Source organism: Novosphingobium sp. DS6-6 (genome assembly GCF_057784975.1).
In genome coordinates, this window is record NZ_JBYNTS010000012.1 from 67,743 (window position 1) to 86,071 (window position 18,329).

Consider the following 18,329-nt stretch of genomic DNA (forward strand, 5'->3'; position numbering starts at 1 on the left):
CGAAAGACCCCTGATAAAGACCACTTTCCCAGCAAACGGGAGCCCCTTAGGGGGCGATCTTATCGCTAAGTCATTGAAAAATTGGCGCACCCGACAGGATTCGAACCTGTGACCCCTGCCTTCGGAGGGCAGTACTCTATCCAGCTGAGCTACGGGTGCTTGCGCAAGCGCCCTAGCAGCGGGGTGCGGGGCTTGCCAGTGCTTTTTCTGCCGTGCCGGTCTTGAGGTGCGGCTGACCGCCCATGCTGTTCCGCCGGGCGTCCATACTTTACCTGTTCGTATTATGTTCCTATCGTAGGGTCATGCCTGATTCGCTGCTTGCCGCCACCAATGCCGTCCCGCTGTCAGGCGCCGTCGTTCCGGCGGCGGCGCTTTTGCCCGATGCTGCGGCCGTGGCGCGTGGCGTTTGCCGGTTGTTCGCCCGCAACGGGGTATGGTGTCTGGCGGAAATGCCGTTGCGCAACGGCCGCCGGGCAGACCTGATGGGCATCGACGGCAAGGGGCGGGTGGTCATCGTGGAAATCAAGGTGAGCCGCGCCGATCTGCTGGGCGATGCCAAGTGGCCAGAATACCTCGATCATTGCGACCGGTTCTATTGGGGACTGGCGCCCCATCTCGATCGCCGCATTCTCGACGATCCCGCGTTCATGCCCGAGACGTGCGGCATGATCGTGGCCGATGGTTATGACGCGGAAATCCTGCGGCCCGCACCCAGCCTGCCGCTGGCGGCGGCGCGCCGCAAGGTCGAAGTGGAGCGGCTGGCTCGCGCGGCATTGCGCCGTCAGGTTGTAAGCGCCGATCCCGCTTGCGGCGATTGGGGTGGCGACCCCTGATCGACCTGTCGCGGCATTGCCGCGCGCAGGACTTTCGAAACCAGCGCCTGCGAAACGGACAGGACCCGCGCCGTTTCGGTCTGGGTCAGGCCGCGCGCGGCAAGGGCCAGGATTGCCGCATTGCGCGCGGACCGGGCCTGTGCAGCCGTGGTTGCCCCGGCGGGCCGTGTCGTGGCCTCCGCGCCTGGCGCGGCTGCCGGGGCGGGCGGATCGGCGGACGCAGGAAGGGGACCCGGGAGCGGGGCGGAGGGAAGCGCCAGGCCGGGGCCGATGATCTCGCGCGTGGAAACGCGGCCGTCGGCAGCGCTGGTGGTCACGCGGGCAAGGCCCGCCGTCTTGTCGATCGAGAGCGTGCAACGGGCAACCGACGGCTCTGCCATGGCCTGGGCCACTATGGCCGTTACCGCCTCGGCAAAGCTTTCGTCGTTGCTCTTGTCGGCATTGCGCTTGCGCTTCTTGCCCATCGGCACCCCCCTTGGCCGCAAACAGGCCCAATGCATATCGGTGATAACATCGTTAGCACCAAAGGGCGCGGCGGCAAGCATTGGATGGTCGGCATTCAAGCCCTGATGCAGGCCGCATGGGCCCGCACTGTCAGAGCTTGCAAGGCGCGAAATCAGACGACACGGCGTACCTTGTTGCGATGCTGACCGGTCGTGGCAGGGCCGCGCGGCCGGAAACGCCGCTTGGCCGCGGCATCCGCGCCCGCATCGTGGCGGGCGCCGCCATCGCCATGCGGCCCCTCGTGGCGCTTGCCGCCACCGGCCTGACCATCCCGATGCTGACCATCCCGATGCTGGCCGTCCCGGGGCCGATCATTGCGGCGCTGATCCGTGCGGCGCTGATCCGTGCCTGGGCCTACGCCCTTGGCCTGGCGCTCTCCTCTGGCGCGCTCGTCGTCGCGTCCACCATCGCGGCGCCCGCTTTCCTGACGCCCGCTTTCCTGAGGCCCGGAATTCTGACGCCCGGAATTCTGACGACCGAAATCCCGGCGATCGGAGTCGCGGCGCGTGCCGGGGTTGCGGCCCCGTGGCTGCTGGCGCCTGGGCTCGGCCTCTTCATCGGCCGGGCGACGGCTGGGGGCGGGCAGGCGCGCGGCGTCGGCCAGGAAGTTTTCCGGCAGCGGCATCACGTCGGGCTTCACTTTGGTAAGGCGCTCGATATCGCGGAGATAGGGCTTTTCATCGGGCGCGCAGAAGCTGATCGCCACGCCATCGGCGCCGGCGCGGGCCGTGCGGCCAATGCGGTGCACGTATTGTTCGGGCACGTTGGGCAGTTCGAAGTTGAACACATGGCTCACCCCCGAAACGTCGATGCCGCGCGCGGCGATGTCGGTGGCGACCAGGATCGGGCACGAACCCTGGCGGAACGCTTCGAGCGCTGCCGTGCGTTGGGCCTGGCTCTTGTTGCCGTGAATGGCGCGGGCATCGATGCCGGCGGCGGCAAGATTGCGCGCCACGCGATCGGCGCCGTGCTTCGTACGGGTGAAGACGATGCCCCGGTCAAGCTGCTTTTCGGCCAGCATACGGCGGACGGTCAGCGATAGCAGCGCCTGCTTTTCCGGTTGGTTGAGGAAACAGACGAACTGTTCGACGCGTTCCGCCGTGGTGGATTGCGGGGCCACTTCCACACGCGCCGGGTTCTTGATGAACTGCTTGCCCAGGTCCTCGATCGACTTGGGCATGGTCGCGGAAAAGAACAGGCTCTGCCGCTTGGCCGGCAACAGGTTGGCCACGCGCTTCAATGCATGGATGAAGCCCAGGTCCATCATCTGGTCGGCTTCGTCGAGCACGAAGATTTCCACGCGGCCGATCGTCAACGCGCGGCTGTCGATCAGGTCGAGCAGGCGACCCGGCGTGGCAACCAGCACGTCGACGCCCGGCACCAGGCGGCGGGCCTGCTTGCCCACGGGAACACCGCCGAACACGCAATCGACCGACAGTTTCAGGTTGCGGGCATAGCCTTTCATGTTGTCGGCGATCTGTGCCGCCAGTTCCCGCGTGGGGGAGAGCACCAGCATGCGGCATGATGCCGGCTTGCGCGGCTGGGGGTCGGCCGCCAGGCGGTGCAGCGAAGGCAGCGCGAAAGCCGCGGTCTTGCCGGTGCCGGTCTGGGCGATGCCGAGAAGATCGCGTCCTTCCAGAAGGGCCGGGATCGCTTGCCGCTGGATCGGGGTGGGATCGTTGTAGCCCTTGGTTTCAAGCGCGCGAAGAATGGGCTCGGCCAGGCCAAGGTCGGAAAAATAAGACATGAAATTCCAATGCTTTTCAAAGCCTCCCGCTGTCCTGCGCCACACATGGCGCAGACGGCATAGGGCAGGGGTCGAACGTGCGACCCCTTGCGTGATAAAGGGAGGCGGGTGGGGCACGATGCGCGCGGCCGGGGCGGATCGTGCCGGTAACGGTCGATCTCACGCTTGCCCGGGCCTCTGCCACCTGCTGCGCATGCGCAACGGGCGCATCGCACCTGCTGGCGGCCGCACTAGGGGCTTTTGCCGGCTTGCGCAAGGAAATTGCGCAAGCGCCCGTCCCCGTTCCCGCCAGGCGCATATTGGCATCGCATGCACGCATCGAAACCAGGCGATTTCACGCCCGTGCAAAATTCGCCTTGCCAGCCGCGATCGGGCGCCGTAACCGCCTTGCCACGTCACTTGGGGAGTAGCCACCGCACGCCGTGCGGCGCCCAGCGTCAACATGCTTGGTCGAGAGACCATGGCGCGGGCAGAGGCAGGCCGTCACGGCCTGCTGCGGGCAAGACCAAATGGCAGCCACGCGATGGGCCCGGCCGGGCGACATTGCGGGTTGTCGTTTGTTCTGTTCCGCCCGGCCCCAGGATCGAATTGCCATGGCACCCCTGTTCGAAGCTTTCACCACCTCGAGCGTGGTCGTTGCGCTTGCCGAGATCGGCGACAAGACCCAGCTTCTCGCTATCGTTCTGGCCACGCGCTTCAAGCGGCCGCTGCCGATCGTGCTGGGCATTCTTGCGGCAACCCTGGTCAATCACTTCCTTGCCGCGCTGGTCGGCATGGTTGCGGCCGATCTGCTCGATGGCGCGTGGTTCCGCTATGCCGTTGCCGCCGGCTTCATCGCTATGGGCCTCTGGACGCTGGTGCCCGACAAACTGGACGAAGACAGGGAAACGCCCCGGTCCGGCCGTTTCGGCGCTTTCGTCACCACTGCCGTGGCGTTCTTCCTGGTGGAAATGGGCGACAAGACGCAAGTGGCCACGATCGCGCTGGGCGCCCGTTTCCATGATGCCCTTGCCGTGACCGCCGGCACCACGCTGGGCATGATGCTGGCCAATGTGCCGGCGGTGCTCCTGGGCAATGCCCTGATCGCGCGCGTGCCGCTGAAACTGGTGCGGATTGCGGCCGCCGTGCTGTTCGTTCTGATCGGTGCCTGGCTTCTGGCGCAGACCGCGGGCCTGGTCTGACGGCGGCGCGCACATCCGGCGCGCACATCCGGCGGGCACATCCGGAGCTTTGCCGCCCGGCTTCAGAACTGGGCGCGCAGCCCGTCGATCACGAACTGTGCGGCAAGGGCCGCCAGCAGCACGCCCAGCAGGCGCGTGATCACCGCTTCGACCTGCTGCCCCAAAATGCGGATGATCGGGCGGGCGGCCACCAGCGCCAAGAATGTCATGACCATGACCAAGCCGAGCGCGACAAGGACGACAACCGTTTCCTCGCTGCCCCGGGCGCGGGCGGTCAGCAGCATGATCGAGGCGATCGAGCCCGGCCCCGCGAGCATCGGCATGGCCATCGGAAAGACCGACACATCTTCCACCTGTGGCTGGGCATTGCGGAGTTTCTCGGCCCGTTCCTCGCGCCGTTCGGTGCGCTTTTCGAATACCATGTCGAGCGCGATGAGGAACAGCATGATCCCGCCGGCGATGCGGAAACTGGCCAGTTCGATGTGCAGCGCGCGCAGCAATGCCTCGCCGAACAGGGCGAAGGTCACCAGAATGCCCGTGGCGATAACGCAGGCGCGCAACGCCATCTGCGTTGCCTGGCGGCCGGTTGCATGTGTGGTAAGCCCCGCATAGATCGGTGCGCAGCCGGGCGGGTCGATCACCAGGAACAGCGTGGTAAAGGCGGACAGGAACAGTTGCAGCATGTCAGCCCCCCTGCGCCTGCAACGGTGCTCCGTTCAGGTTGACGATCTCTGCCATCACGCCATCCTTCCACTGCCACGCGCGGAAATGGCGGGTGCCATCGGGCAGCACCGTGATCCGCCAGGCCAGCGAACCATCGTTGGCACGTGCTTCCTGGCGATCCGCCCCGGCCGGGGCATTGTCGGCGGGAAGGGGGCCGGCAAGCGGGCGTTGTCCCATCGGCGGGCGCTTGCCCGGCGGGGGGGCGGGCATCTCGGCCCCGCCGGGCGGTTGTGGCCGGGCCGGACAATCGGCCACCAGGCCCATGAGAAAATCGGGCGCGGCCGGCAGGCTTGCATCAGCCCCTTCCAGCATGAGCCGCCATTGATAGCTGTTTTTCTTCGGGTTCGCCTGCCACACCGTGGCATACCAGCCACCGGTGCTGCCGTCCGCCGCCTTCCACCGGCCCCGCGTGATGCCGAAGCTGCCGTCACAGGCGATCCAGGCGGCATCGGGCTGGTGCGGGCGGGCCGGGTTGGCGTCCTTGCGACGCAACAGCGGCTCTGCCGCCTGGCGCGGGGGGACGACGATTTCGGCGCCCGGTGCCATGCTGTCGGCCAGCGCGTCGCGCACCCCTTTGGCCTGCATGGCCCGCGCCAGCGCGATGTCGGCGCCGATCAGTGCGCTGGGATTGGCAATGATGCGCATGCGGCCGCCCATCGGCTGGGCCGGGGCGGTGGTAGAAACGCAGAGAGACAGCACCAGAACGGCGCCCGTGGCACGAAGCAGCATGGCTTCGCTTCTATCGGATGGCTGCCTTTTGGCCAAGCGACCACTTAGGCGCGGAACCGCCGCTCAGATGGCGTCCCCGGCCAGGGCAAGCCCGGCATTGCGATAGGCGGCCACCAGGGTGTTGCGCAGCAGGACGGCGATAGTCATCGGTCCGACGCCGCCTGGCACCGGCGTGATCGCGCCCGCCACTTGCGCGGCGCCGGCATAGTCCACATCGCCGACCAGCCGCGTCTTGCCGTCATCGCCGGCGGGCACGCGGTTGATGCCTACGTCGATGACCGTGGCGCCTGGCTTGATCCAATCGCCCTTGACCATCTCGGGCCGGCCCACGGCCGCCACCACGATATCCGCGCGGCGCACCACGGCGGGCAGGTTCTGCGTGCGGCTGTGCGCGACCGTCACGGTGCAGCTTTGCGACAGAAGCAGCTGGGCCATGGGCTTGCCCACGATGTTGGAGCGGCCGATGACGACGGCTTCGAGGCCCGCGAGATCGCCCAGCCTGTCTTTCAGCAGCATCAGGCAGCCCAGTGGCGTGCAGGGCACGAATCCGGGCTGGCCCACGGCGAGGCGGCCGGCGTTGGCGACGTGGAAGCCATCGACGTCCTTGTCGGGGCTGATCGTGGCGATGACGGTCTGCTCGTCGAGATGGCGGGGCAGGGGCAGTTGCACCAGGATGCCATCGATGGCCGGATCGGCGTTGAGCCGTTCCACCAAAGCCAGCAGCGTCGCTTCCCCGGTTTGCGCCGGCAGCTTGTATTCGAAGCTCGCCATGCCCGCTTCCAGCGTGCTTCTGCCTTTGGAGCGCACATAGACCTGGCTGGCCGGATCTTCCCCCACCAGCACCACGGCAAGGCCGGCCTTCCGCCCGCTTCGCGCCTCGAACGCAGCGGCCAGGGTGGCTACGCGGGCGCGCAGATCGGCCGCGAAAGCCTTGCCGTCGATCACCTCGGCGGTCATGCGATCAATATCCCGAGGCGGCGAGGCCGTTCAGCAGAATGGACAGGAGCCGCAACAGCACGATCAGCACCATGGGCGAGAAATCGATGCTGCCGGTATTGGGCATGAAACGCCGGATGGGCGCCAGCAGCGGATCGAGTATCGCGTTGAGCGCGCGCCAGATGGCGATCACCGCGTTGTTGCTGGTGTTGACCACGTTGAAACTGATCAGCAGGCTCAGCACGAACTGCACGATCACGACCATGCTTACGACGCTGATCAGGTAATCGATCATCTGGATAAGGGTATAGAGCAGCACGAACGGTTCCTCTCGGCGGCAACGGTGCCGCGCTTTAGCCCGGCGTAAGGACGAGGGCAATCGGGAGGACGCTGGTCCGGGATTTCGGGCTTGCGGTAAAGAGCCGGCCTCGTCCGCGATCTCAAAGCGGCAGAGTGGTGCTTTCGATGTGCCAGCGCCGCTGTTCGGGCGTGGCGCCGGGCACGTCGTTCACCCGGCGCAGCGTCACTTCGCCGGTCATGCGGTGAGTCCCGTCGATAAGCGTGACGGGCGCCGTGTAATAGAGCGAGCCCGCCGCGCCTTCGGTCTCGCCCGGCTGGATCGTGACGCGCGGTTGCACCAGCCTGTTCCAGCGCGCGGCAAAGGCTTTTTCGTCGAGCCGGGATGCTTTGCCGTGATCGCCCCAGAACGCGCGCACCATGGGCCAGTCGCGCCGTTCGACGGCATCGCCCCAGGCCATCAGCACCGCGCCGGGATCGCGCGCGGCAAGAAGCGCGGAACCGGCCGCCGGCGTGACCTTGGGGGCCGGTACCGGGCCGGGCCGGGATGCGGCGTCAGGTGGCCCGTCTTCGGGCGGCAGGTCAGACCGTGCGACAATCCATGGGGGTGGCGTTATCACCGCCGTGCCGGGCGTGTCCGCCGAAGCATGGGGCAGCGGACCCCGCCCGCCGTCACAGCCGGAAAGGTTGATGGCGATGGCGGAGGTAAGCGCGGTGGCAAGGCAGGCACGGATCATGGCGTTGATCACGCACGGCCGCGCGTTTCGTTCCGCAGCGCCAAACCACCGCATCGTTTCAGCAATGGATCAGCGTTCCCGCGCCGCGTGCAGTGAAGATTTCCAGCAACATGGCATGAGGTACGCGCCCGTCGAGCACCACCGCCGCCTCGCAGCCGGCCTCGACCGCGTGAACGCAGGTTTCCAGCTTGGGAATCATTCCGCCGCTAATCGTGCCGTCCTGTGTCAACCCGGCGATGTCCTGCGGCGTCAGATCGGTGAGCAGGCGTTTTTCCTTGTCAAGCACGCCGGGCACGTCGGTCAGCAGGAACAGCCGCGCCGCGCCCAGCTTGGCGGCGATGGCGCCGGCCATGGTATCGGCGTTGATGTTGTAGGTGTGGCCGTCGCGGCCCACGCCGATCGGCGCGATCACCGGGATGAAGCCGGCCGCGCTCGCGGTGTGGATGATCGTCGGGTCGATCTCGGTCGGTTCGCCCACGAAGCCCAGATCGACAACGCTTTCGATATGGCTTTCCGGATGCTTGACCGTGCGTTCCACCTTGGTGGCGGTAACCAGGCCCGCGTCCTTGCCGGAAATGCCCAGCGCCTTGCCCCCGGCTGCGGCGATCCAACTGACCAGTTCCTTGTTGATCTTGCCTGAAAGCACCATTTCGGCCACTTCGGCGGTCGCCGCGTCGGTCACTCGCAGACCGTCGACAAAGCGGGATTCCACGCCCAGCTTCTTGAGCATCGCGCCGATCTGCGGCCCGCCGCCATGGACCACCACCGGGTTCACGCCCACGGCTTTCAGCAGCACGATGTCCTGTGCGAAATCGTGTGCCGCGTCGGGATCGCCCATGGCGTGGCCGCCATACTTTACCACGAAAGTCTGGCCGGCATAGCGCTGCAGATAGGGCAGCGCCTCGGTCAGCGTTTCCGCCTTGGCGAGCATGCTGGTGCGATAGGAATCGGTCTGATCGATATTCGTGGCCATGATGGCCGCGCCTTAGACCGCCTGACGCGAATGAGAAGCGAATTTTAGCTCACGCACGATCGAGCCGGCGCCCCAGGCGCACGGTCAGCCAGATCAGCGGCGGCACCATCAGGGTGGAAAGCAGCAGCTTGGCGCTCAATTGCCCGGCCATGAGAGTGGTGATCGGCAGCGGCTGCCCGTCGGCACCCGTTTCGCCCCAGAACGACAGCGTGATGAACAGCACGGTGTCGGCCGCCTGGCTCAGCAAACTGGCCACCCAGGCACGCAGGATCAGCCGCTGCCCCTGTCCGCCGCCGATGCGCGCAAAGACGTGGACGTTCAGCGTTTGCGAAACACCATAGGAGATAAGCCCGGCCAGTTGCATCCGCGCGCCCTGGCCCAGCACCGCGGCAAAGGCCGCCTGCCCCTGCCAGAACGGCGCGGGCGGCACCACGTGAATGACCACGGCCAGCAGCACCATCGAGGCGATCAGCGGGATGAACCCCAGCCGCACCAGCATCGAGGCGGTCTTCTGCCCATAGAGTTCGGCCGTTGCGCTCGACAACACCACCAGCAGCAGGAAGCAGAAAATACCCGATTCCACGGCGAGACGGCCGGCCGCCGGCCAGTTGCCCAGATCGGCGATCTTGGCGCCCAGAATGCCCGCCAGCACGACCATGCCGCCGTAAAGCAGGGCAAACACGAAAAGCGCGCGGGGCAGGGTGACGGTCGGCGATCCGGAAGCGGATGCGGAAGAGACGACGTTTTCCATCGTTGGCCTCTATCCTGATTTTGACGCCGCGCCAAATCCGGTTAGAGACGTGCCTGTCTAAATCCCCAACAATGCGGAGCTGTCGATCCCGCCATGCGCATTCTTTCCAGTCTTGGCGGCATGGCGCTGCTGTTTGCCATCGCACTCCTGCTTTCGTCCAACCGCAGGGCAATCCGCTGGCGGGTCGTCCTGCCGGCCTTTGCCCTTCAGGCCGGCCTTGCCGCGCTGGTGCTCAGTTTTCCGCCCGGCAAGGCCGCGCTGGAAGGCGCGGCCCATGCGGTGGAGCAGCTTCTTTCGTACTCGCGCGCCGGCGTCGAATTCGTGTTCGGCAATCTGGCGCAGGCCGATCTTGGCGGCAAGAGCGTGGCCATTGCCGTGCTGCCGCCGATCGTGTTTTTCGCGGCGCTCATCTCCATCCTCTATTACCTCGGGATCATGCCGCTGGTGATCCGCTGGATCGGCGGCACTCTGGAAAAAGTGACGGGCATCAGCCGCGTCGAATCGCTGTGCGCGGCGGCGAACATCTTCGTGGGGCAAAGCGAATCGCCGCTGGTGATCCGGCCCTATCTCGCCGCCTTGACACCCAGCCAGGTCTTCACGGTGATGAGCGTGGGCATGGCGGGGGTGGCGGGCACGATCCTGGCCGCCTATGCCGGCTTGGGGGTCCGGGTGGATTATCTTGTCGCGGCCGCGTTCATGTCGGCGCCCGGTGGCGTGTTCATGAGCAAGCTGATGATGCCCGACGAGCCCCCGCTGCCCGACACCGTGGACGCCCGCGCCCCGCTGACCAACCCGCATATCAAGCCTTCGCTGGAAGAAGCGCCGGAAGAACAGCGCCCTGCCAACCTGATCATGGCCGCGGCACAAGGCGCGCAGACCGGGGTGAAACTGGCCGTGGCCGTGGGCGCCATGCTGCTGGCGTTCGTGGCATTGATTGCACTTGCCAACGGCATGCTGGGCTGGGCCGGCAGCTTCTTCGGCTATCCGGGCCTCACGTTCCAGCAAATCCTGGCCCCGCTGTTCGCGCCCCTGTTCCTGCTGCTGGGCGCCCCGAACTGGGCGGAGGCGATGCAGGCCGGCGGCCTGTTCGGCACCAAGATCGTGCTCAACGAATTCGTCGGCTTCATCGATCTGCAGGATGCCAAGGGCCTTTCCGATCACACCGTGGCGATCGTCACTTTCGCACTGTGCGGCTTTGCCAATTTCTCGTCCATCGCCATCCAGATGGCGGTGACCGGTGGTCTTGCGCCCAACCAGCGTCCGGTGATCGCGCGGCTGGGCATCAAGGCCCTGTGCGCGGGCGCGCTGTCCAACCTGATGAGCGCGGCGCTGGCAGGGCTGTTTCTGTCGCTGTAAAAGGCGTGCCGCAGCCCGCCTTGCGGCTTTTCAGCTATTGGCCTCGCGCTTGAGTTCATAAAGCAGGTCGAGCGCCGCGCGCGGCGACAAGGCGTCGATGTCCAGTCCGTTGAGCTTTTCGCGCAGGGCATCGACCTTATCCTCGGCGGCCTCGATCGCCGCGGCGAACAGCGGCAGGTCGTCGAGCCCGGCGGCCAGGCCCCCGGTGGCGGCGCGGCCCTTTTCCAGCTTGTCGAGCACGCTGCGCGCGCGCCTGACCACCGCCTCGGGCACCCCGGCAAGGCGCGCCACGGCCAGGCCATAGGATTTGTCGGCCGGCCCCTGCGCCAACTCGTGCAGCAGGACCAGATCGCCTTTCCACTCCCGCGCGCGGACGTGATGCAGCGACAGCGCCGGGCAGGTTTCGGCCAGGCGCTGCATCTCGTGGTAATGGGTGGCAAACAGGCAGCGGCTGCGGTTCACTTCGTGTACGGCCTCTGCCACGGCCCAGGCCAGGGCCAGCCCGTCATAGGTCGACGTGCCGCGCCCCACTTCGTCGAGAATGACGAAGCTGCGTGGCCCGGCCTGCTGCAGGATGGCCGCGGTCTCAACCATTTCCACCATGAAGGTGGACCGCCCGCGCGCCAGGTTGTCGCTGGCGCCCACGCGGCTGAATAGCCGGTCGACCAGGCCCACGGTGGCGCTTTGCGCGGGAACGAAGCTGCCTGCCTGGGCGAGCAGCACAATCAGCGCGTTCTGCCGCAGGAACGTGGACTTGCCGCCCATGTTCGGCCCGCCCACCAGCCACAGCCGGTCGGCCTCGCCAAGATGGCAATCGTTGGCGACGAAGCGTTCGCCCGCCTTGGCAAGCGCTGCTTCCACGACCGGGTGGCGCCCGCCTTCCACGGCGAGCACCGGCTCGTCCACCACCTGCGGCAGGCACCAGCCTCCTTCGCCGGCACGCTCGGCATGGCTGGCGGTAACATCGATGCGGGCAAGCGCCGCGGCGGTTGCGGCGATCGCCTCGCGCGCGGCCACGGCGCGGGTGATCAGGTCTTCGAAATGCGCTTCCTCGGCCGCAAGGGCATGGGCGCCGGCCTGCGCGATGCGGCTGGCTTCCTCGTGCAGGGCCAGCGCGTTGAAACGCACCGCGTCGGCCATGGTCTGACGGTGTGTAAAGCCCGCGTCGGGTTGCATCAGCCGCTCGGCATGGCGCGCGGGTACTTCAATGAAATAGCCGAGCACGCCGTTGTGACGGATCTTCAGCGCGGCAACGCCGGTCTCCTCGCGGTACCTGGCTTCCAGCGCGGCGATCGCACGGCGTGAGTTGCCGGCCGCCGCGCGCAGTTCGTCGAGCCCGGCGTCATAGCCTTCGGCAATGAAGCCGCCCTGGCTGCGTTCGGTGGGCGGGGTGGGCACCAGGGCGCGGTCATAAAGATCGACCAGCGCGCCATGGCCGGCAAGGCCGGGCAGCAGCGCCCGCACCAGCGGGGGCAGATCGCTCCGCGCCGCCAGCGCATCGTGCAGGCGCCGTGCCTGGCCCAGACCGTCGCGCAACTGGCCCAGGTCGCGGGGAGAGCCGCGGCCGGCCACCACGCGGCCCAGCGCCCGCCCCAGATCGGGCACGGTGCGCAACGCGGCGCGCACGTCGGCCCGCAGGATGGCATCTTCGCAAAGCCACTGCACGGCTGCCAGCCGCGCGCGGATCGTGGCCCGATCGAGCAGCGGGGCGGCAAGGTCTTCAGCCAGCAGGCGCGCGCCCGCGCCGGTGACGCAGCGGTCTACCGCATCGGCCAAGCTGCCTTTGCGCGTGCCGGTGGACGAAACCAGCACTTCCAGGCTGGCGCGCGTCGCCTCGTCCATGGCCATGTGCGCATCGGCCTGGCGGGCCACCGGCGGCAGCAGCAGCGGCAACCGGCCCCGCCCGACGTGATCGAGATAGGCGACCAGGCCCGCGGCCGCCGCCAGCATCGCGCGGCTGAACCGGCCGAAGCCATCCAGCGTCGCCACGCCATGCAGTTCCTTGAGGCAGGCTTCGCCCCGCGCGCTGTCAAAGCCGCGCCCATCGCGCGGCACTGTATCGAGCGGGGCATCGGCCCAGTTTTCAGGCGCCACGATTTCGCGTGCGCCAAGCCGCGCGAGGGCCGCACCCAGCCGTTCGGGCGGGCATTCCTCAAGTTCCATCCGCCCGGTCGAGATATCGCACGCGGCAAGCCCGATGGCATCGCGCAACGGGCATATGGCGGCCAGCACGTTGGATTCGCGCGGGTTCAGCAGCGCTTCCTCGGTCAGCGTGCCGGCAGTGACGAACCGCACGATATCGCGCGCGACCAGGGCCTTGGCGCCGCCGCGCTTTCTCGCTTCCTCCGGGCTTTCCACCTGCTCGGCAATGGCGACGCGGCAGCCCGCGCGGATCAGCCGTGCAAGATAGCTTTCGGCCGAATGGACGGGAACGCCGCACATCGGGATCGGGGCGCCGCCATGCTCGCCCCGGCTGGTCAGCGCTATATCGAGGATCTGCGCAGCCTGGCGGGCATCGTCGAAGAACAGTTCGAAGAAATCGCCCATGCGATAGAACAGCAGGCAATCGGGCGCCTGATCCTTGAGCGCCAGATATTGCGCCATCATCGGGGTGGGGGCGGTGGACATCGCCGCATGGGCTAGCCCAGGCGGCGCGCTTTCTCAAACCCGCGCAACAGCCTTATGAACAGGCGCAGGGAAAGCCCCGCGGATCGGGCGAGCGGCGCCACGCCCTCTTGCGCGCGGGGCGCGATCAGGGCACGGCCTTTCCGGCCTGCCAGGCGGTGCATTGCAAAAAAGAGGCCTATGCAAGTCCCCAACACACGGTTCCGGTTTCGTCTCGACTGGCAGGGCGGTGGCCTGCCCTGGCTGTCGCTGCCCGGCGTGGTTCTGGGCACTTTGCTGATCTGCCTGCCGTTCGCGCTGGTCGACGTGCCGCCGCTGATCGACGTGCCGGGCCATATGGGCGCCGCCGCGATCGAAGCGGCGGGTCCCGACAGCCCGCTGGGCAGGTATCTGGGCTGGAAATGGGTGTTCACGCTCAACATCGGCGGCGACGTGCTGATGAAAGTGCTGGGCGCCCAGCTGGGCATCCTGGCGGCGGGTTGGTGGAGCACGGTCCTGGCCACCGCGCTTTATGCCGGGGGGTGCCTTGCTCTCGTGCGCGTGGCCAACGCGCGCGGCGGCCATGGCGCACCCTGGGCGATGATGTGGGTGTTCACGTTTCCCCTGCTTACCGGGTTCCTCAACTATATCCTGGGCACCGGGCTGTCGCTCTGCGCTTTTGCCGCGGCAATCGCTCTGGAAGACAGGCCTCGCTGGCGCAGCGCATTCCTGGTGATGGCGCAGCCGTTGGCCATGCTGTGCCACGCGATCGGCGGCCTGCTGCTGGCTGTGATGATCGGCTCCAACGCGCTGGGCCGCGAACTCGATCTTCTGCCCAAAGGATGGTGGCGGCCATCGCAATGGCGTCGAGTGATCGCCACGCACGATTGGCAGGGGGCGGGGCGGCGGCTGATCGCGCTGTGCTGGCCGCTTCTGGCAACGGTGCTCACGATCGTCTTGTGGAAGCTGCTCGCGCCCGATCCGGCGCGCAGCCTCAACACCTGGCGGTGGGAGCAGAAGGGGGTGTTCCTGGGCGTCACTTTGCGCGACCAGTCCTTCGCGCTCGACGTGATCACCATGGCGGCCTGCTATCTTCTCATTCTGGGCGGATACTGGCTGGGCGGGCGGTGGAACTGGCAGCGCGCCTTGCCGGGCCTGTGCGTGCTGGTGCTTTACGCGATCATTCCGAGCGATATCAACGGCAGCGCTTTCGTCGATGTGCGGCTGTTGCCGCCGGCCATGATGCTGCTGCTGGGCCTGCAGGATTGGCGCGGCGCACGCCCGCGCGTGGCCCGCGCCGTCGCCTATGCCGGGCTCGTCCTGCTGGGCCTGCGCACGGTGGTGACAGCCGCCAGCTTTGCCGATTACGCGGACGATTTCCGGCAGCAGCTTTCCGCGCTCGAGCATGTCGAGCCGGGCAGCCGCATTCTGACTTTCGTGGAACACTCGTGCCTCGAGGAAGCGTGGCGCAACACGCGGCGCGATCACCTGGCAAGCCTTGCGAGCGTCTATCGCCAGGCCTGGGTCAACGACAACTGGGCCGTGCCCGGCCTGCACATGGTGGTGCCGCGGTTCCGCCCGGCGCGCAACTTTGCCGCCGATCCGTCGGAATTCGTGTGGTCGCGCCGCTGCCAGGGCGGACGGCTGCGCTCGATCGATTCGGCGCTGCGCTTCGCCCCAGTGGAGCGGGTGGATTACGTCTGGCTGATCGATACCGATCTGCCCCGCAATCCCGATCCGCGCCTGCGGCTGGTGTGGCAGCAGGGCCGCAGCCTGCTGTTCGCGGTGCGCCCGCTGGGCCTGCCCACATGGCAGCCGCGCGGTTTGTAATGATGCGTGTCAGCCTTCCCTCGCGCAGGTGAATGTGCAAGGGGGCTGATTAGTTTCCAGTCTGCCGGGAGAGCGCGAATGTCAGAGGAAAGCAACGTCCGGTTCACCGAACGCGAAGCGCTTTTCTACCACAACACGATCCGGCCGGGCAAAATCGAGATCATCGCTTCCAAACCGATGGCCACGCAGCGTGACCTGAGCCTGGCCTATTCGCCCGGCGTGGCCGTGCCGGTGCTGGCTATCGCCGAAGACCCGGCGACGGCTTATGACTATACCGCCAAGGGCAATCTGGTGGCGGTGATTTCCAACGGCACCGCCATTCTGGGCCTGGGCAACCTGGGCGCGCTGGCCTCGAAACCGGTGATGGAAGGCAAGGCCGTGCTGTTCAAGCGCTTTGCCGACGTCGATTCGATCGATATCGAACTGGCCACCGAAGATCCCCAGGCGTTCATCGATGCCGTCACCCTGATGGAGCCCAGCTTTGGCGGGATAAATCTGGAAGACATCAAGGCGCCCGAGTGCTTCATTATCGAGCAGGCTCTGCGCGAGCGCCTCAACATCCCCGTCATGCACGACGATCAGCACGGCACGGCGATCATCACCGCCGCCGGCCTGCTTAATGCCTGCCATCTGACGGGCCGCGCGCTGGCCGACGTCAAGGTCGTGGTCAACGGCGCCGGCGCCGCGGCGATCGCCTGCACCGAACTGATCAAGGCCATGGGCGTGCGGCACGACAACGTGATCATGTGCGATCGTTCGGGCACGATCTGGCGCGGCCGCACCGACAGCATGGACCAGTGGAAAAGCGCACACGCCGTCGATACCCTGGCGCGCACGCTGGAAGAAGCGCTGGACGGGGCCGACATTTTCCTGGGCCTTTCGGCCGCCGATGCGCTGAAGCCCGACTGGGTGAAGAAAATGGCGGCCCAGCCGATCATTTTCGCCATGGCCAACCCCGACCCTGAGATCAATCCCGACGCGGCACGCGCCGTGCGCCCGGATTGCGTGATCGCCACCGGCCGTTCGGACTATCCCAACCAGGTCAACAACGTCCTGGGCTTTCCCTATATCTTCCGCGGCGCGCTCGATGTGCGGGCGACGGCGATCAACGAGGAAATGAAGATCGCCGCGGCCACCGCGATTGCCGAGCTGGCGCGCGAACCGGTGCCCGACGAAGTGGCCGCGGCCTATGGCAAGAACCACCAGTTCGGCCTGGATTACATCATTCCCGCCCCGTTCGATCCGCGCCTGATGGAAGTGGTGTCTTCCGCCGTCGCCCGCGCGGCGATGGAAACCGGCGTGGCGCGCAAGGCGATCGAGGATTTCGATGCCTATCGCGAAAGCCTCAAGGCCCGGCTCAATCCCACCACCGCGGTGCTCACCAACGTCTATGCCAACGTCAAGCAGAACCCCAAGCGCGTGGTCTTTGCCGAGGCGGAGCAGGAAGTGGTGCTGCGCGCGGCGATCCAGTTCCGCGATTTCGGCTATGGCACGCCGGTTCTGGTCGGCCGCACCCAGGGCGTGCTCGACAAGCTTGCCGAATTGGGGGTTTCGAACCCGTCGAGCTTCGAGATCCACAACTCCAACGTCTCGCCCCTGGTCGAAGACATGGTCGCTTATCTCTATCCGCGCCTGCAGCGCCGCGGCTATCTGGAACGCGACGTGCGCCGCATGGTCAACAATGATCGCAACGTGTTCGCTTCGCTGCTCCTGGCGCTGGGCCATGCCGATGCGATGATTTCGGGCACCACCCGTCCGTTCGCCCAGACCATGAAGGAAATCCGCCGCGTGCTCGAGCCCAAGCCGGGCCATCTGCCGTTCGGCGTGCATCTGATGGTGGGCAAGAACCGCACCGTGTTCCTGGCCGATACCACGGTCAACGAACGGCCCAACGCCCAGGAACTGGCCGATATCGCGATCGAAACGGCCGCCGTTGCCCGCCGCATGGGCCACGAGCCGCGCGTGGCGTTCCTGTCTTATTCCACGTTCGGCAATCCTTACGGCAAGTGGCTCGATGCGCTGCGCGATGCCGTGGCGATCCTCGACGAACGCCAGCCGGGGTTCGAGTACGAAGGCGAAATGGCGCCCGATGCCGCGCTCAACCCGCGCATCATGCAGACCTATCCGTTCTGCCGTCTGTCTGGCCCCGCCAACGTGCTGATCATGCCCGGCCTGCAATCGGCCAACATATCGGCCAAGTTGCTGCGCGAACTGGGTGGCAATGCGGTGATCGGGCCGATGCTGCTGGGCATGGAAAAGCCGGTGCAGATCGCCCCGATGACCGCCATCGCGCCCGACCTGCTCACTCTCGCCGTGCTTGCGGCGGCGGGCATCACCGCCTGAGGCCAAGCCGTGCTCAACCCCGGGCCGCGTGCACAAGTCCAGCGGCTCGGGGACGACCGAGATCGGTGGTTAGTGGACGTCCACCGATCCATAAAGAGTAGCGCTCCCGTTTCTATTGTGCAGCATCCGCTCAATCTCTTCTCGGAATGTCGTTAGAGATGGATAATCGGTTTCAAAGCGCGTGCTACAGCGATTATCTGGTTCGTACCAATTTGCCAAAGAAACATCGGCGAGAAGCCCTCCGGTCGCTCCTTTAGGGGCGATGGCCAGCTTGGTGATTGCTGTATATTGTCCATCTTTCTCAAAGCCCCAACTGCAAAGTATGGGGCTGCCTGGAGTGATCGGATAGGCGGAAAGCGAGGCAGCGAAATCGCCTAAATCTTGCCATTGAACCCACATGCCGTTGCGCCCACTGAAATGAGGGGTCTCCACTTTCGCTTTCAGCCACCCAAAGTCATCGCCGTCACGGCTGAATTCATATTCGAAAACGAAATTGCTGTTCATATGCCAATAGTGGACGGTCAGTCACATGTCCGCAAGTGGGGTGGTGCGGACAAAGCGGCCCGCAATGTGATCATATTTTTTTCGCGCAGAGGCACAGAGGCGCACAGAAAACCGTGATCGGTCAATCGACGTTGTTCGCGCCCTAGAGCATAATCCGACGTGATAGAGTCGTTTGCGGTTCCCTTGGCGCTGAAAATCTGATTCATCCTGTTTGCTGGATAGGAGGCCAGCAGGCATGGTGAGACCGATATCCGAGGATTTGCGGTCGCGGGTGATCGCGG

The 18,329-nt window shown here is 66.3% G+C and carries 17 protein-coding genes and 1 tRNA gene; 5 read left to right on the top strand and 13 right to left on the bottom strand.

Annotated features, from left to right (window positions below):
* Positions 1-82: 82 nt before the first annotated feature.
* A tRNA-Arg gene (locus AC3EDY_RS13700) sits at positions 83-159 on the bottom strand.
* 143 nt (positions 160-302) lie between these two features.
* Here AC3EDY_RS13700 and AC3EDY_RS13705 point away from each other — a divergent pair.
* Entirely contained in the window at positions 303-833 is a 531-nt protein-coding gene (locus AC3EDY_RS13705) for an MmcB family DNA repair protein (protein ID WP_488573060.1), read from the top strand.
* Here the strand turns inward: AC3EDY_RS13705 and AC3EDY_RS13710 are convergent.
* Positions 782-1,297 (bottom strand): hypothetical protein, encoded by a 516-nt coding sequence (locus tag AC3EDY_RS13710; RefSeq protein WP_488573061.1) that lies wholly within the window; start codon positions 1,295-1,297, stop codon positions 782-784. The two genes, AC3EDY_RS13705 and AC3EDY_RS13710, sit on opposite strands and share 52 nt — an antisense overlap.
* 152 nt (positions 1,298-1,449) lie before the next feature.
* Positions 1,450-3,084 (bottom strand): DEAD/DEAH box helicase, encoded by a 1,635-nt coding sequence (locus tag AC3EDY_RS13715; protein ID WP_488573062.1) that lies wholly within the window; start codon positions 3,082-3,084, stop codon positions 1,450-1,452.
* A 593-nt stretch (positions 3,085-3,677) separates the two neighbouring features.
* Between AC3EDY_RS13715 and AC3EDY_RS13720 the strand changes: the two genes are divergently transcribed.
* The gene (locus AC3EDY_RS13720) at positions 3,678-4,265 is read left to right on the top strand and encodes a TMEM165/GDT1 family protein (RefSeq protein WP_488573063.1); all 588 of its coding nucleotides are present in this window, start codon (positions 3,678-3,680) and stop codon (positions 4,263-4,265) included.
* Between the two features lie 62 nt (positions 4,266-4,327).
* Here the strand turns inward: AC3EDY_RS13720 and AC3EDY_RS13725 are convergent, their stop codons facing one another.
* From AC3EDY_RS13725 to AC3EDY_RS13755, 7 genes are all read right to left on the bottom strand, one after another.
* The gene (locus AC3EDY_RS13725) at positions 4,328-4,948 is read right to left on the bottom strand and encodes a MarC family protein (RefSeq protein ID WP_488573064.1); all 621 of its coding nucleotides are present in this window, start codon (positions 4,946-4,948) and stop codon (positions 4,328-4,330) included.
* Position 4,949: 1 nt separating this feature from the next.
* The gene (locus AC3EDY_RS13730; RefSeq protein WP_488573065.1) at positions 4,950-5,717 is read right to left on the bottom strand and encodes a hypothetical protein; all 768 of its coding nucleotides are present in this window, start codon (positions 5,715-5,717) and stop codon (positions 4,950-4,952) included.
* 63 nt (positions 5,718-5,780) lie between these two features.
* Complete coding sequence (gene folD, locus AC3EDY_RS13735) at positions 5,781-6,674, bottom strand: bifunctional methylenetetrahydrofolate dehydrogenase/methenyltetrahydrofolate cyclohydrolase FolD (protein WP_488573066.1); 894 nt, start codon at positions 6,672-6,674, stop codon at positions 5,781-5,783.
* A 4-nt stretch (positions 6,675-6,678) separates the two neighbouring features.
* On the bottom strand, positions 6,679-6,972 hold the full coding sequence (locus AC3EDY_RS13740) for a YggT family protein (RefSeq protein WP_488573067.1): 294 nt from the start codon (positions 6,970-6,972) through the stop codon (positions 6,679-6,681).
* A 121-nt stretch (positions 6,973-7,093) separates the two neighbouring features.
* Positions 7,094-7,699: a hypothetical protein gene (locus AC3EDY_RS13745; RefSeq protein ID WP_488573068.1), complete on the bottom strand. Its 606-nt coding sequence runs from the start codon at positions 7,697-7,699 to the stop codon at positions 7,094-7,096.
* Positions 7,700-7,745: 46 nt separating this feature from the next.
* The gene (gene argB / locus AC3EDY_RS13750; RefSeq protein ID WP_488573069.1) at positions 7,746-8,660 is read right to left on the bottom strand and encodes an acetylglutamate kinase; all 915 of its coding nucleotides are present in this window, start codon (positions 8,658-8,660) and stop codon (positions 7,746-7,748) included.
* A gap of 49 nt (positions 8,661-8,709) precedes the next feature.
* A complete protein-coding gene (locus tag AC3EDY_RS13755; protein ID WP_488573070.1) occupies positions 8,710-9,411 on the bottom strand; it encodes a queuosine precursor transporter in 702 nt (233 codons plus the stop codon).
* 93 nt (positions 9,412-9,504) lie between these two features.
* Between AC3EDY_RS13755 and AC3EDY_RS13760 the strand changes: the two genes are divergently transcribed.
* Positions 9,505-10,767, top strand: coding sequence for a NupC/NupG family nucleoside CNT transporter (locus tag AC3EDY_RS13760; RefSeq protein ID WP_488573071.1), 1,263 nt, complete (start codon positions 9,505-9,507; stop codon positions 10,765-10,767).
* Between the two features lie 30 nt (positions 10,768-10,797).
* Here the strand turns inward: AC3EDY_RS13760 and mutS are convergent, their stop codons facing one another.
* A complete protein-coding gene (gene mutS / locus AC3EDY_RS13765) occupies positions 10,798-13,395 on the bottom strand; it encodes a DNA mismatch repair protein MutS (protein WP_488573072.1) in 2,598 nt (865 codons plus the stop codon).
* 177 nt (positions 13,396-13,572) lie between these two features.
* Here mutS and AC3EDY_RS13770 point away from each other — a divergent pair, with 177 nt between their 5' ends.
* Both AC3EDY_RS13770 and AC3EDY_RS13775 read left to right on the top strand, forming a co-directional pair.
* Positions 13,573-15,201, top strand: coding sequence for a hypothetical protein (locus tag AC3EDY_RS13770; protein WP_488573073.1), 1,629 nt, complete (start codon positions 13,573-13,575; stop codon positions 15,199-15,201).
* A 78-nt stretch (positions 15,202-15,279) separates the two neighbouring features.
* Positions 15,280-17,544: an NADP-dependent malic enzyme gene (locus tag AC3EDY_RS13775; RefSeq protein WP_488573074.1), complete on the top strand. Its 2,265-nt coding sequence runs from the start codon at positions 15,280-15,282 to the stop codon at positions 17,542-17,544.
* A gap of 69 nt (positions 17,545-17,613) precedes the next feature.
* On the opposite strand, the gene AC3EDY_RS13780 is transcribed toward AC3EDY_RS13775, so the two are convergent.
* Both AC3EDY_RS13780 and AC3EDY_RS13785 read right to left on the bottom strand, forming a co-directional pair.
* On the bottom strand, positions 17,614-18,048 hold the full coding sequence (locus AC3EDY_RS13780) for a hypothetical protein (protein WP_488573075.1): 435 nt from the start codon (positions 18,046-18,048) through the stop codon (positions 17,614-17,616).
* Between the two features lie 21 nt (positions 18,049-18,069).
* On the bottom strand, positions 18,070-18,329 hold a 260-nt coding region (locus AC3EDY_RS13785; protein WP_488573076.1), incomplete at its 5' end, for a hypothetical protein.